The sequence below is a fragment of the Arthrobacter sp. efr-133-R2A-120 genome (assembly GCF_030209835.1).
GTDB lineage: Bacteria > Actinomycetota > Actinomycetes > Actinomycetales > Micrococcaceae > Arthrobacter.
Genome location: NZ_JARVRF010000024.1, coordinates 116,751 through 130,381 on the forward strand (window position 1 = coordinate 116,751; position 13,631 = coordinate 130,381).

The following is a 13,631-nucleotide window of genomic DNA, read 5'->3' on the forward strand; positions in this document are numbered from 1 at the left end:
ACTGCTAGTGGCAGCGACGGTAGGCCATCTGAACGGCCACGAGCGCTGGAGGGTTAGCCGACTTCACGTCGAGGGCCGGATCCCGCTTGCCGCCCGCGCCCGCGAGACCAGCGTCAGTCTCCGCACACTTTAACACTGGCATCAGCTCGACCGCACTGGCGGCGCCAGCGCACTCAATCCCCATCCACGGGCCGACACAGACGTCTTACGAACCAACGGCGACGGCGCGTTCACGCTCTTTGGGGTTGTAGCCGCGCTTGGCGTGAGGAGAACGAGCAACCCGCAGTCCGTGCTTCTCCTCCAGCTCGCACCGACATCTTGGGCGCACTTAAACTCCTTGTGCTGGCTCCACCGGGTGCCGTCCTCGCGGACCATCGACATGCAAGGTGAATGTGGTCATTGCCCGACTTGCTGGACCCGTGGTGGATGGCAACCCACCGGCACCGCGGCTTCCCGTCGCTGCCGGTAAATCCCATCTTCTCCGCGAAAAGGTTGTTGCTGCTTCAGAGTCGATCATCAGCGAGCTGGACATTCCCAGGTCTGCCTTCGGTGCGGGGAAGGAGGGCAGTAAGCATGTCTTCCACGTCTCGCTGGGCCGTCCGGCCGGTGAGGGACAGCTCATCGACGAGACGCGGGGGAAATCGCCTATGATTGCTGCTTGGCGTGCCGGAGAAAAACCATTCGACTCTCGTCGGCGTGCTGGCTAGCTGTGGAACCGATGGACCCTCCGGCGGCCCCCCTCTTGGGGGTAGCTGCTGACAACTCCGGCGTCTTTCAGGCGTCTGAGAATCGTCAGGTGGGCTGAATCGTCCGGCAAGAGGGGGCGTTCCCTGCCAGGGTCGGCGATGAGGGGGTAGTCTCCGCCCATCCCGCGGAGGAGGTCGCGCATCTCCGGTTCCGTGAGGGCGGGAGAATGAGCCATCAGCCGCACCAAAGTGTTGTCCTCCACCCCAGACCGGGTGGCCAGTTGGATCTGCGGGTAGTCGAGCTGGATATCCTGATCCTGTTCCGCATATCGAGCAGCAGCGCGGACCCCTGTGCCGTCATCGCCCATTGCATACTCAGCAAGACTTTCGAGTACAGCGGCCTTCACGTTTGGCGAGATCCGGGCACTGGCGAAAAGCGAAGGCAGGTCGGCGGCGGGGAGTATCGCGGGGCTCATGTAATCAGCGAAATGCTCCGAGCCTTCGATCGCGGACTCACGAGTTGACCAGTCGAGCATTAATGCATTGGAGAATGCCGATGGTCCGTCGGCGATGACGCCTCGTTCAAGGAGATGGCCGATCAGTTCTCCTGATTCGGGCTGGATGTTTTCTGCCGGGACGTGAAGACCTGGATCGACAAGACTACTCGCGAGCCCTACGCGCAGCTCCGGATCCGAAAGGGCCTCCCGCGAAGCCAGCAGCGTGATGGCCAGAGCAATTCGCTTGGAGCCGTCTGTGCCGTCAACCGCGGCAATCGCCACATCTTTTCGAAGAAGGATCGCGAGCCCGGGACCGACTTCGCCCAGATTGTCGATACAGGCGGTGACGTTCTCGAAAGTTGCCGTGGTCCTGTGATCCCCGGCAAGGGCGTCCCAGGCCGCAGCAGGCACGGTCTTCAGGTCCGGAACGAAGCAGTCTTCCGCGGCACCTTGGATGACCGCTGCGAGAAGGTCCTGGTCTATCTGGGCCGCGTGAACGTCCTGAATGATCTGCGCGAATGCTTCCGGGTGAGAAACGGTCCGATCTCCGTCGTGAACGACTGCGAGGTACTGGTCGAGCTCCTCCAACACGTGTCGGTAGACGTTCTCTGCGGTTTCGCGGAGGCGGTCCAACGCAATGTCCTGACCTCCGGCGAGGAACCGGAGGTTCTCGGCAGTGATCCTGTAGCAACTTAGGTCGGCGGCGACCTCGAGCGCTGCAGGGCTCAGTGCCCTCAGTGATGGCAGTGCGGCTTCGCTCTCAGCGATCAGCGCCATGGCCTTTGCGGCGTCATCCTGTTTTTTGTCGGCGGTGAGGGAGGCGATTTCTGCGGCGTGATCTTCGAAGTAGGAGCGGACTGCTCCACCGAGGTTGTAGGTGAGGCCTGGGCTCCAGTTGCGCAGAGCTTCATCGATCAGGACGACGGTCAGCTCGCCTTCCTCGGCGACCAGCCATTCGAAGATCGCCGGCACGAGGGGCACTAGCCCCTCGATGAACTTTCGGCGCTGTTGTCCGTGGGCGAGGTATTCGCTACCAAAGGCTTTTTCGGCCTCTCCCCAGGCGCCCATTTGGCCGAACAGATGCTTGACGAGCTTTGGCTTATTCTCGAGAAGGTGGTCCATGACGGAGCAGTTATACATGCTCGGATCGCGGAGGACCCCCTCTCCCTTCTCGGCGATGATGGCATCCACATCATCTCCGAGAAGGACATATACAGGGTCGGCCTGTCCTTTGTCGATGTGCTGGACGATGTAGTTCTGAGCATCGAGGCGTAGGTGCTTGCCGTAGTAGACCGAGACATAGAGGGCGAAGTAGTCGTTGATGTAGCCGTTGGCGACGAGCTGGCGGGCGAGTTCTGATCCGAGCAGCCGCTTGCTGATGCCGCGGAAGGTCTCCCCTTCATTCGAACGGGCGGGAAGAGTAAACTCTGGTCGCGCTGCGAGCTCCTGCCACGTGTTGTGGCGGAGGAAGTCAGTTCGTTGAATCGCATCATCTTTGATGCGATTCAACTCGGTCCGGTCCGCTTCGTTCCAGGCTTCAGGGACGATCTCGATCCCGAGGAAGGAGGAGAGTTGTTCGAAGGGCACGGAGTATGCGGGGTAGCCAGGGTTGAATTGGATCCCCACCGGGCCGCGTTCGGTGATCAGTCTTGTCCATGTTGATCCGTCACGGATGCCGGCGCTGTCTACTACGACTCCACCCATCAAGACCGTCGCCCGCGCCTCCCCGTTCGGGTGGCGCCGGCCCAACACTTGGGCGAGCTGTTCCAGTCGCTCGCCCAACTGTTCGCTCCGAGCAGCAATGGCGTTGAGGGTTTCCAGCCGTGAAGCGGCGTCGCGGGCCGTGCTCGTCTCGTGCGCGATGTTCTCCCTGACCAGCTTCCGCCATTCCCCGTGCAGCATATCGAGTTGACTATCGCCGAAGCGGATCTTCTCGAAATCGGCCATGTGGACGTTCTTATACACGATCATGGAAAAGAGTCGATCCGCGTCGAGACCGCTGAGGCGCTTGTCCTCAGTGGAGCTCAGGAGCTTGCTGGCGAACACGTCGTATTCGTTGCGCATATTGTGGATGAGGCGCATATCTGCAACGTGCCGCGCAGCCAGGTTGATTAGGTCTCGGGAGACGCCGGTGCCCTTCATGTCATCTGCCATGAGGTCGCGGGCATTTCGGTGGGTGATGAACGGTACAACGGGTACGACCAGGTCGAAAAACTTCGTCCGGTTGGCCCGCTCGATTTCTTCCCTCGCTTCGTCCGCTTGACCTTCGTCCCCGGAGCTTTCACCGATCTTCTCGAAGACACTGTCCCGCAAAGCGTAGATGAACTTCAGCGGCCGCCGGCGTTTGACCTGCTTTGCGCCGTTAAGGAGAGTGTTCAGCGCCTTGAGTGCTTCGAAGATATGCACATCGTTGAACCTGTCGATGTCCTCGAAGACCACGATGTCTCGCTTGCTCACCTCGAAGTAATAGACGATCTCATCGAGGTACTGGTCAAAATAGCTGGATGATTGAGACGACAGAGAGACCGTGGCCGGCCCTGCGGTGAACTTATCGAGGAACACCCTGTTGTGGGTGAGCCAACGGATGACTACCACCGACCCGGACAGGAGGAGGAAGAGCATGCCATGGGCGAGCCACAGCAGGGCAGTGTCGGCGCCCGCTATTGTCATGAACGGTTTGTCGAGGCCGGTCAGGAACAGCACACCCAGAGCAAGTAACCCGACCGTCAGCCCGAACACTACTTGCCGTCCCCACTGGAAACGGGTGATACGGCGGAATCTCGACCCCCGGGTCCTGGACGGATCCTCCTTGTAGAGGATCTGCTTCACGATCTCCTTCTCGATCCGATTTGTCGGCGTTGCGTCCGCTGTTTTCGCAGCATCAGCCGCCGGCGCTCCAGCGGGTTCGTTACCGGGCTCCTTGACAGGTACCTTGCCAACCGTGGAGAACGAAAGTTCGACAACCCGTTTCGGGTATTTTCTGGCAATCTCTCCCAAGATGCTGCTCTTTCCAGTACCGTATGGGCCGGTCAAAGCGATGTTCCGCACCGCGGGCATTTTCTCGATCGCATCGACCAGCAGATCGACATACAGCTTGTGCTGGTCCTCAAACTCCGGAGCTAGACTCCGCAGTGCTAGCGTCCCATCCGCAAAGGTTTCACGATTCAATTAAATTCCTTCCCCATTCATGGCTGATGCTACCCGGGGGTCACGACATACAGCATGAAGAAGTGGCGGACGAGCGGACACGGATCAGGACGGATCGAATGTCTTGCTGCAGGACATTGGCGCCCACGAGTTCCTGCATGCGCTGACGAGCTCGGTCCAAAGCTGTCGTTCCTTTACCGCAGCGCCGTCAGGCTCAGCTCGGGCCGCACGCTTTCGGCACGTTCAGCCATCCGCGCGGATCGCCACCCTCGACGAATACGACCGCGAACTCATCACCGAGCGGGTCAACGCTGGCGTCGGGCAGTGAAACAGATCGGCCCGCCCTGTGGCCGGCGAGCCTCCGATCCGCTGGTCATCGCGGACAAACTGGCTATCGCGCAGGCCGCTCCGCTCGGATCCAGTTGTACGCCCGCTAGACCATTTCAGTCTTGCCCGCATCCCGATAAAGGCCGGTTATGTCCGTCCTTGACGCACCGTCAAGGGTGGGCCGAAGGCCCATCACGCAGTGACGCGGACGCGCCCTTGACTGAGCGGCGTGGACGGCGAGCATGAGAGGCCGGGATGCGATCCCAACCCAAGGAGGTCTGTTCATACAGCTAAACGTCGATGACGCGCGTACGCGGGGACGCCGTTCATGGTGGTGGTCTCCCAACCGGGCATCTATGTCCGCATCAATGGCGCGCCCATCGGGTCGGCCGCGAGCGGTGCCGACTAGACGCTAGGGATTACCTGGCCCGTCTGAGAGCGTGTCTGTGCGTCGAGCCATGCCTCTACATCGCTGGCGCGATAGCGGACGCCGCTGCCTAATTTCACGAACTTAGGGCCCATCCCTCTATAGCGCCATTGCGCCAACGCGGGCGCCGTCTTGTGAAGCTTGGCTGCCAGCTCTGCCGGGGTCAGCAATTCCGATTCCATGAAGCCTCATTCCTTCCGTGAACGCCTCGTCATATTAGATGCAAAGTTGCTAATTACGCTTGTTGTCTATATGGCGTGTATCGTTTCTTATATGGTACATAGCGGAGAGCGGCTGCGAGGACATGACATTGGTCCAACCGGCAAGACCGTCGCTCGGAACCTGAAGCGTTTGCGGGGGAATGTCACCCTGCGGGAGCTTCAGCAAAGGCTTAGGGGCGTCGGGCACGAAATTTCCGCGAGCGGAATACAGAAGATCGAGGCCGGCGTTAGGCGGGTTGATGTTGATGATCTCGTGGCCCTGGCGGTAGTCCTCGGCGTGAACCCAAATGCACTGTTGTTTCCCAAGTCGCTCGACGAGCCGGTGGCCGTCACCGGAGCTGACCCGGCTGGCCTAGTACGGGTTTGGGAATGGGCGGATGGCATAACACCGATCGACGGCGACGTGGGCAGTGATGACTACATACGGGGGCTGCGCCCCGACTTCATCCCGGCCGGGAATACCAAAATTGGTCCCGTGACATTCGATGACCTCAATTTACGAGTGGACGAGCTCAGCGCGATTATCAAGACCCTGGTTGATCAGAACGCAGCGAAAGAACAATCCGGCGATGGCAACGATTGAACCCTATGAGACACGGGCCGGGCGCCGGTATCAGGTCCGCTACCGGAAACCTGGCCGGGTACAGACCAAGAAACGTGGATTCAGGACAAAGAGGGATGCCGAGCTCTTCCTCGCCAGCGTTGAGGTTTCCAAGGCCCGCGGGGAGTTCATAGATGCGGCAGCCGCCAAGGCCCTGATCGGTCCGCTTGGGGAAGCGTGGTTGTCACGGCAGACCCATTTGAAGCCATCTTCATTCCGGCCGGTGGAGTCGGCTTGGCGTAATCATGTGCTGCCGGTATGGGGCGGTACGGCAGTTTCTGACATCCGAAAGACAGATGTGCAGCAGTGGGTCTCAGGCTTGACGACTGGGGACCAGAGCGCAGAACCGCCCCGGAAGCCTAAGGGTGCAACACTTGTAATCCGCGCCTACGGTGTTTTGGCCTCCATTTTGGATGACGCCGTGAGCGACCGTCGAACATTGAGTAATCCCGCACGTGGCGTAACGCTGCCACGCAAGGTCAAGAAGCCGCACGTCTACCTGAGTCACGAGCAAGTGCATGCACTCGCCGCGGCCAGTAAATATCCGACACTGGTTCTCGTGCTTGCCTACTGCGGGTTGCGGTGGGGAGAGGCGACTGGACTGCGAGTCAAGCATCTGGACATGTTGCGGCGGCGCTTCGTGATTGAGGAAAACGCGGTTCAGGTCGGTTCGGTGATCGAAGTAGGTACGCCCAAGAACCACAAGAAACGAACCGTGCCGTTCCCGCGATTCCTCGCTGAGCCCCTGGCTCAGCAGTGTGAGAACAAGGACAGAAACGATCTCGTGTTTCCCGGCGAGAATGGCCACCACCTCCGCCTCGCACGCGTGCACGATGACAACATGAGCTGGTTCGCAGGGGCCGTGAAGAGAGCGGGAGTGCCACGAATCACGCCTCACGATCTCAGGCATTCCGCCGCGAGCTTTGCCGTATCGGCCGGTGCGAACGTCAAAGCGGTGCAAAGAATGCTCGGTCACAGCTCGGCAGCCATGACCCTGGACATCTATGCGGACCTGTTTGATGGGGACTTGGACAGCGTCTCGGACGCCCTGGACCACGCAGTGTCCCTGGCGAATGTGCCCAAAATGTGCCCAAAACCCTGATTTCGGCAAAGCAAAAGGCCCCGGATTCCTTGTAAATAAAGGGATCCAGGGCCTTTCAACGTGGCGGGGGTATTACGAATTGGCCAGATCCCTTGTGGCGCAAGGGATCGTTGGCGACGCGGAAATGAGCCAGGCACAGGCTAAGCACCTGATTTAGCACACCGTGGGCGTCCCGTGCCAGGGTCCGGAAGGTGAGCAACCAATGCCGCGCAACGGTGATTGGCTACTCCTTTGAGCGGTCAGGGTGCAGAGTGTTACCACGACCGAGGAAGGCACCTTAGAGAATCTCCGGACCCGACCCTGGTCCCGCTTCCTGCAACGGGTAGTCCGGCAGACGCCTTCCATCGACACGTGAAACAAAATAGGTTCGCACTGTGGGCTCAGTGCCGACACCTGGATAGTCGTCGGACGAGGATGGCGTCAACAGGAGCCTCCAAACGCCAGTCTTCTCCGGTACGGGTTCAACAAGAGTGCCGCCGAATCCCACCCGGGTTAGGTCAACAGCGCCGGTGTCCATCGGATGGACAGTCGTTACTTCGAACGAGAAATGCCGACTCTCTGCGCCTTGCTGGCGTTCCTGGTAGATGTCCGCCCATTCATCAAGCGAGAGTTGAACTGAGTAGGTGTATTCATCGAGACCTTGGCCCTGGGGGAGGTCAGCCCCGCTGAGTGTTTCGTCGCCGTTCGTGATCGGGTGATTGAATCGAAGGTGCGCCATGCCAGGTCCCTCGTTCCAGATGGAGACGCTGACCTGTATCAAAATCTGTTTCTTTCCGTCCGCGGGAAGATTGAATTCCAAGCCGGAGGGCACGCTCCAGTTCGGGCTATCTAGGAATTCGCCGGGAAACTGCGGCTGCCAGATGATCGATTTGTCGGCGATGACTCTGACGCTCGGCATCGTGGCATCAACGCGATTTTTCACCGTCTCGGCCGCGATGAACAGCGTTTGACGTTGTTGAGATCTTGTCAATGCCAGAGCCTCGTTCGCGGCATCCGCTGAATGCTGGCCCGCGGATGCAGCCTTCGCCGTTTCTTTGGTTTGAAAGTATATGAAAACCGCTGTGATGGCCGTCACTATTGCGGCCAAGCCTGTAGCAAGAGACCCGACCGCGGTCCAGCCCCACTCCCACGGAGAGTTGACAGCTGTTGAATCCAAGGGCAGATGGGCTAACAAGCCTGCTGGAGAGATCACGGCGCAAGTCTATGCAGAAGTCTGACATCGGAAAGGAAGGTTATGGTGTCGCAGCCGGGGATAGGCCCCACCCAGCCTCCAACGTACGCACAGTGCACTTCCGATGCGCCCTGTGATCGTGCAACCGAGGCTGCGCGCGCAAGGCCGAATGGCCCAGCGATTGCGCCGGCCACAAGGAGGACTGATGCACCGTCCTGTCGACGTGAGGTGTCAACTACATGGCAGTCGCCGACGACAGTGGCGGTTCCAACGATTCTCTCACCCGCGGAATCGGACGCGACGAGGCCCCAACCATTTTGGCTGGATAGTCGAGCGGCGTGCTCCGCAGCCGCCAGGAGGCGCTCACCGCCAAAGGAACCGGCGTGGCATTGGGCGGCGAATAGCAGCCCGACGACGTTTGAGGCCGCTGCTTCGCGCGGACTCATCAGACTATTTTGGTCGCCTACGCAACGAAACGACGGGATATCAGTCAATACGGCGCCCTTCACCTATCGGCCAGGAGCCCACATAATGCTGCCGCAGCCGCGGGAAGAAGTTGCCGCTTCCCAACGAAGGCCGCGGCATCGACTTCGACGTCAGCTTTCTTGGCTCCGTAGGCTGCACCGCACTCCTTGCCCGTCCGAACTCGTGTCTTGACGACCAGCGTCCGCGCAGCCGCAGCGATCGCCCCCTCCGACATAAGCCGGAAGCGCGGGCCATCCTGGTTGCTTGCTTTTGGGGGTCGGTCGGCGCGACGAACGACGACGATGTCTGGCCTCAGTGACTCAAGGCGCCCGGTGACGGCAACGCTGAGTTCTTTCAACTGTTCTGCGAGGTCTACGCTGGTCACCGCAACCTCGAAGAAATCGACAAAAGTCACTTCGGGAAGCGATGGTACTTGATCCTCAGCCAAGTCGTCTCCAAGTAGTACGGCCCGGATTGTGGGTTTCTTAGAGGTAGGAATGTCCACACAGAGACCGAGAGCGCGCATGTCTGATTGTCCCCTATCTTGATACTTGTGACTTCACCGACGACTGCAGCAAACTCACTTCCTCCTGGCTTCATATTGGCATCCCGTTACGAGATCGTCATGCCGCTTGGCAGCGGCGGGCAAGGCGTCGTATATGAGGTGTTCGATCACCACATGAAGCAGAATAGCGCGCTCAAGATCCTTACCGACGTCACGCCCCACGAGATCTGGAAAGAGGCCGAACTTCTAAGCCGCCTGAGCGGAAAATTCCTGCTACCCGTCCGCAATGCGGACCTGATCAGCGGCGTTCCCTATGTCGTGACTGAGATAGCGCGCCACGGAACAACAGAGGATTCGCTCAAGGGGATTGAGGTTGCCTCGGCGAAGGCTGTCGGTTGGGTGATACATGCTTGTCGTGGAATTGCCCGCATGCACGACAGCGGTCTCGTTCACAACGACATAAAGCCCGGGAACCTCTTCTTGGACTCGCATGGGGACGCACTCCTCGGCGACCTGGGCTACGCGTCCCAACTCCGCCCAAGCGGTTTCGCTCCTCTCACGGGCGGCACGCCGGCAACCATGCCACCGGAGACGGCCGCTGTCATCCTTAGCGGCAATTGGGCGGATCCGTGCTCTGTGGCCAGCGACGTCTACGGGCTGGGCGCAACCCTATACTGGCTCCTTACGGGACGTCCCCCGTACATTGGGCCGACGCCTCGCGACGTGCTCGATCAGGTCCTTGCCGGTCCACCGCTGAGATTGCAAACGACTGCCCCTCATGTGCCGCAGGGGGTGAGGGGGGTTGTCGAGAAAGCGATGTCTCGCAACGCCGCCGATCGATTCCAGACCGCCTCTGAGCTGGACTATGCTCTTGCCCGTCTAACTCAGACCGGGCGGCTCTGGACACGAATATCACCGCACCCGGGGCATTTTGATTGTTTTGAGGGGAATAAAGGGGGCTCAGCTTTGGCGGTCTGCACAGCCCACACGGGAGTCGAGACACAGCACGAGATAGTCGTCAGGCACCAGAAGAGCGGTCGGATAGCGTCGGCGCCCGTGCGGGCTCCGCTATCGGCGCTGCCTCAGCGCCTGCGTGCGATCTTCCGCCTCCACTCGTAGCCACCTCCCCGCAGTCACGACAGCTAGCGGGAACGGGCCGTGCACTTTGGGGTCCGCAGCTAAGGATATTTGGATTCACGCCAAAGCAGTCGTGCCACCGAACGGTTGTAGCAGTGCCTGCCCGCCGAACGACTGGCGTCAAGCCGAATGCATCGAAGTCCACCGGCTGTCGATCCGTCCGTCCCAGCCAGCTGACTCGGCTGTGAATGTGTGAATGGAGAGTTCTCGGGGTCTATTACGTTTTCGAGGGGCAGTCCTGCCTACCACTCCCACGGGTGTGGGCAAGTCCGCTGCAAAAACAACAAATCAGCGCGAGGTAGCGGGTCGCCGGGCCGCGTTGCTTAGGGGGACGAACTGGACCTGCGCCGGCGGTTGCATAAATTCATGAAGTCCCAGTTGAGGTTCCACGGTGTCAGCAGCACTTGGGCCTCGACATTGCAGGATCGGGCGGCGAACGTCAAGGCGGTCGTATGCGGCGAAAGCTGTAAGGTATCCATGGACCAAATCTGAAGGAGTTGCCATGCTGGTGTTCTCAAGTTGAGCGAATGCATCCAACTAAGGGAAGTAGCGTCCGTCTTCTCCTCGCCCACGTACCGTGCTCTCGCTCAGGCACAATGGACTCCGGCACTGTCGCGGCTCGCAGCTTTACGCGCAGTGGACGGCGTGACCGCCAGCACTCTACTTGGAGAGGCTTTCGAGATGGCATATGCCCAGCTCGTTTGCGACTACCGGGTGGAGTATGTGTATAAGAACACCATCGCGTCGAGCATGGTGTTCGGCCGGCACAGTCCCGACACGGCGTCGGCCGTTCTGGAACTGGCCGCCGGCGATTCTATTGCCGACATAGTCGTTCTAAACGGAGCATCAACAGCCTACGAAATTAAAACTGATCTAGATCAATTTTCTCGTCTTTCCCAGCAGGTCGCTGACTACGCCAGATGTTTCGACAAGGTCGTCGTGGTGACCTCACGCGCCAGGGCGGAGGCTGCGCTCGACCTCGTCCCGTCAGCTCATGGCGTTATCGGCATAGATCGGCGAGGAAGGATGCGCACGTATCGTGAGCCGACGGTTGATGAATCGCGTCTGGATCCGCGACTGATGTTTCGAATGCTTCGGCGCGAGGAGTACCTTGCCATACTCAAGCGCACCGTCGGCTTCGGGGTGGATGCCAGAGAAGGGGACGGCTGGATCGAGGCGCGTGCCGCTTTTGCGGCACTTCCGCCGAACATAGTCCGGCATGAGGTGTTGGGGGAACTACGAAGACGGGGAATGGCAATTGCCAAGGTTAATCCGTCAATTCGGCTTCTACCAAAGAGTGTCCGGGCGTTGGCCTACTCAAGCAGACTGTCTCGGGTCGGCTTCCGTCGATTGATGACTAGGCTGAACCAGCCCGTGTCGTCATTGGCTGCGTTGTGATTCTTTCGGCATAATGATTTCGTGGGTGCCGAGATCCACGAAATTTGGGGGAGAAATGTATTTTCCGTACTTCTACGGTCGCGGAGCGGAACTGCTGGCACTGAGGGATGTCGCTGGGACGCTGGCATCGAGTCCAGGCGGCGGCCAGAAGGTTTTCCCGATCATCGAATCGCTCCAAGCCAATGCTGGACCCCTAAAAAAGGCTTTGGACGCACTTCGAGCGGCCGGTATGAAGGTTTTCGTGATCACCAATCCCTGCCACGAGGAGCTCGCAAGTGCGACAAACAACGCGGCATGGATGTTAGCGCTCAGCGCAGACCTCGCTGACCCTCTTGTCGTTCTGCCGACGTTTATGGTGACTGCCAACACGCAAAGGTCTGAGCTCAGGGCATTCCTCACCCAGTACCCGATTCAAGACATCGGCATCGTTCTCCGACGAGACTCAATCAATCCTAACGATTTGCAGAAAGAGCTCGGATCCCGCAAGGCTCTGGTATTCCTGCACCGCGCGTGCGATCCCTCTCAATATGAAGCAGTACTGCCTGCGTCGGCATGCGTGAGAGTCTCCGAGAGCTTTGTCCCTGAGGAACGCAACGCTGACTACGGCCCTGCCGAGCTCTTCAGCGACGAGGTTTCGACCTTTTTGGCCAAGGGGCACCCGGGGTTCTCGGATTTCACTCTGCTCCCCAAAGGAATTCCGAAACTGTCGAAAGGTGGGCTCGCGTCCGCCGTTGCCATACACCTCTCATTCATAAACCCGTCGACCAACCATATTTGGGTCCATCACTACGTTTCGGACACGACGCAGCGCTCTGAGGGCAGCATCGGAAGTAAATTCCTCGAAGCCCTCGACAAACTCGACGGCGATCTCACACGTAATCCTGGAAAATACGTTCCCACTTTCGGCATCGGTGCGTTGAAAGCATTCCAAGCGATGAGGAAAGAGACGAACCTTGCCACCAGCAAGCGCCATCAGATCACTCATCACCTTGAAACCGTGCACTCCATTCTCTAGACTTCGATCGGCCGTCAGCGAGGACATGGTAGCGATGAGCGGCCCTTTTGTTGATGGGATGGTCACTGTGTCGAGGAGCTAGAGAATATGCCCTTTCGAAGCCGGCGGTGCTCTTAATGCGCGACCGATGCGATCCGGTGCCGACATCATCAGTCGATCCCACGATGGTTCGGCGGCGGATGGAGCGTTGGATTAGAACTCGCACGGCGGTGCTCAGTAGGCGTGCGGCCGAGCCGAGATGTTCGACGGCCGTGACTATATCAAACCGTGCTGTGTCCCGCACGGCGCCCAGCACTATCCGATCGGGATAGTCGTCCGCGGCTAGCGCGAAACAGGACATATGGGCGTTTAGGAACGCTATTTTGAGCGGAGGTTTTGAGACCCCGTTTCAGAACCGGGGCAGGGTCCGCTATTTGCCTCTACCGCCGGTCTCGGCGGAGCACCACGATCAAGGCAGCGAAGGCCGCCGAGTACGCCGCCATGATGCCTACCAACGTCACGATGGTCCAAAGGCGTTCCCAGCTCTCCTTGTTTACCGAAGTAATCGTGGCAACTGTGGCAAGGATCGCGAGCGGGATGAGGCAAATCAGCCGCAGGACGAGAGCCACAGCACGTGTGGTCCCGGCTGGCTGCTCATCCAGGGTCGGCTTGGAGACAGAATCTGCAGCCTTTGTCGTCATTTCTGTGTCCCCATCACTCATAGAAGCCTACCGGTCTGGTTGCGTCTACTGCCTGGACGATGCCGCGTCCGAAAACGAAACTAGCCGCAGCGTCCGTTCCCGTGGCGGCCACAACCAGACCTGAATTCCACGGTGTCCCTCCCTGAACTAGGACCGCCCGTCGGTGGCTCATATGGACTTGCCACAGGGGGACCTGTCACTGATTGCGATGACGGCGTGGCGCTAGTGGGCGGAAGTCTGAAAGAAGGGTCA

General features: G+C 59.5%; 12 protein-coding genes. 7 read left to right on the forward strand and 5 right to left on the reverse strand.

Going from position 1 to position 13,631, the window contains the following annotated elements; all coding sequences use genetic code 11:
* Positions 1-392: 392 nt before the first annotated feature.
* Complete coding sequence (locus QRN52_RS13160; protein WP_197023148.1) at positions 393-707, forward strand: hypothetical protein; 315 nt, start codon at positions 393-395, stop codon at positions 705-707.
* Here the strand turns inward: QRN52_RS13160 and QRN52_RS13165 are convergent.
* A complete protein-coding gene (locus tag QRN52_RS13165; protein ID WP_028265855.1) occupies positions 704-4,351 on the reverse strand; it encodes a YobI family P-loop NTPase in 3,648 nt (1,215 codons plus the stop codon). The two genes, QRN52_RS13160 and QRN52_RS13165, sit on opposite strands and share 4 nt — an antisense overlap.
* A 103-nt stretch (positions 4,352-4,454) precedes the next feature.
* On the opposite strand from QRN52_RS13165, the gene QRN52_RS13170 reads away from it, so the two are divergent.
* On the forward strand, positions 4,455-4,658 hold the full coding sequence (locus QRN52_RS13170) for a hypothetical protein (protein WP_028265856.1): 204 nt from the start codon (positions 4,455-4,457) through the stop codon (positions 4,656-4,658).
* 404 nt (positions 4,659-5,062) lie between these two features.
* Here the strand turns inward: QRN52_RS13170 and QRN52_RS13175 are convergent, their stop codons facing one another.
* Positions 5,063-5,266 carry a helix-turn-helix transcriptional regulator gene (locus QRN52_RS13175; protein ID WP_028265857.1) on the reverse strand — a complete coding sequence of 68 codons (204 nt, stop codon included), beginning with the start codon at positions 5,264-5,266 and terminating at the stop codon, positions 5,063-5,065.
* Between QRN52_RS13175 and QRN52_RS13180 the strand changes: the two genes are divergently transcribed.
* Positions 5,265-5,888 (forward strand): helix-turn-helix domain-containing protein, encoded by a 624-nt coding sequence (locus QRN52_RS13180; RefSeq protein WP_284753182.1) that lies wholly within the window; start codon positions 5,265-5,267, stop codon positions 5,886-5,888. The genes QRN52_RS13175 and QRN52_RS13180 overlap by 2 nt on opposite strands.
* Positions 5,875-7,008 (forward strand): site-specific integrase, encoded by a 1,134-nt coding sequence (locus QRN52_RS13185; RefSeq protein ID WP_284753183.1) that lies wholly within the window; start codon positions 5,875-5,877, stop codon positions 7,006-7,008. Before QRN52_RS13180 ends, QRN52_RS13185 begins: the two co-directional genes overlap by 14 nt.
* A 277-nt stretch (positions 7,009-7,285) precedes the next feature.
* On the opposite strand, the gene QRN52_RS13190 is transcribed toward QRN52_RS13185, so the two are convergent.
* Positions 7,286-8,200, reverse strand: coding sequence for a hypothetical protein (locus QRN52_RS13190; protein ID WP_284753184.1), 915 nt, complete (start codon positions 8,198-8,200; stop codon positions 7,286-7,288).
* Positions 8,201-8,684: 484 nt separating this feature from the next.
* Positions 8,685-9,059 carry a hypothetical protein gene (locus QRN52_RS13195; protein ID WP_284753185.1) on the reverse strand — a complete coding sequence of 125 codons (375 nt, stop codon included), beginning with the start codon at positions 9,057-9,059 and terminating at the stop codon, positions 8,685-8,687.
* A gap of 138 nt (positions 9,060-9,197) precedes the next feature.
* On the opposite strand from QRN52_RS13195, the gene QRN52_RS13200 reads away from it, so the two are divergent.
* The 3 genes from QRN52_RS13200 to QRN52_RS13210 all read left to right on the forward strand — a co-directional run bounded on the left by QRN52_RS13200 (position 9,198) and on the right by QRN52_RS13210 (position 12,699).
* Entirely contained in the window at positions 9,198-10,268 is a 1,071-nt protein-coding gene (locus QRN52_RS13200; protein ID WP_284753186.1) for a serine/threonine protein kinase, read from the forward strand.
* A 654-nt stretch (positions 10,269-10,922) separates the two neighbouring features.
* Positions 10,923-11,684 (forward strand): sce7726 family protein, encoded by a 762-nt coding sequence (locus QRN52_RS13205; protein WP_284753187.1) that lies wholly within the window; start codon positions 10,923-10,925, stop codon positions 11,682-11,684.
* Between the two features lie 55 nt (positions 11,685-11,739).
* A complete protein-coding gene (locus QRN52_RS13210) occupies positions 11,740-12,699 on the forward strand; it encodes a sce7725 family protein (RefSeq protein ID WP_284753188.1) in 960 nt (319 codons plus the stop codon).
* A 419-nt stretch (positions 12,700-13,118) separates the two neighbouring features.
* On the opposite strand, the gene QRN52_RS13215 is transcribed toward QRN52_RS13210, so the two are convergent.
* Complete coding sequence (locus tag QRN52_RS13215) at positions 13,119-13,379, reverse strand: hypothetical protein (protein WP_284753189.1); 261 nt, start codon at positions 13,377-13,379, stop codon at positions 13,119-13,121.
* Positions 13,380-13,631: the final 252 nt, after the last annotated feature.

What these genes read in the sequence shown, in the direction of transcription:
- QRN52_RS13185 (WP_284753183.1), top strand. Translation starts at nt 5,875, where the DNA reads ATGGCAACGATTGAACCCTATGAGACACGGGCCGGGCGCCGGTATCAG.
- QRN52_RS13210 (WP_284753188.1), top strand. Translation starts at nt 11,740, where the DNA reads ATGTATTTTCCGTACTTCTACGGTCGCGGAGCGGAACTGCTGGCACTG.
- QRN52_RS13180 (WP_284753182.1), top strand. Translation starts at nt 5,265, where the DNA reads ATGAAGCCTCATTCCTTCCGTGAACGCCTCGTCATATTAGATGCAAAG.
- QRN52_RS13215 (WP_284753189.1), bottom strand. Translation starts at nt 13,379, where the DNA reads ATGACGACAAAGGCTGCAGATTCTGTCTCCAAGCCGACCCTGGATGAG.
- QRN52_RS13175 (WP_028265857.1), bottom strand. Translation starts at nt 5,266, where the DNA reads ATGGAATCGGAATTGCTGACCCCGGCAGAGCTGGCAGCCAAGCTTCAC.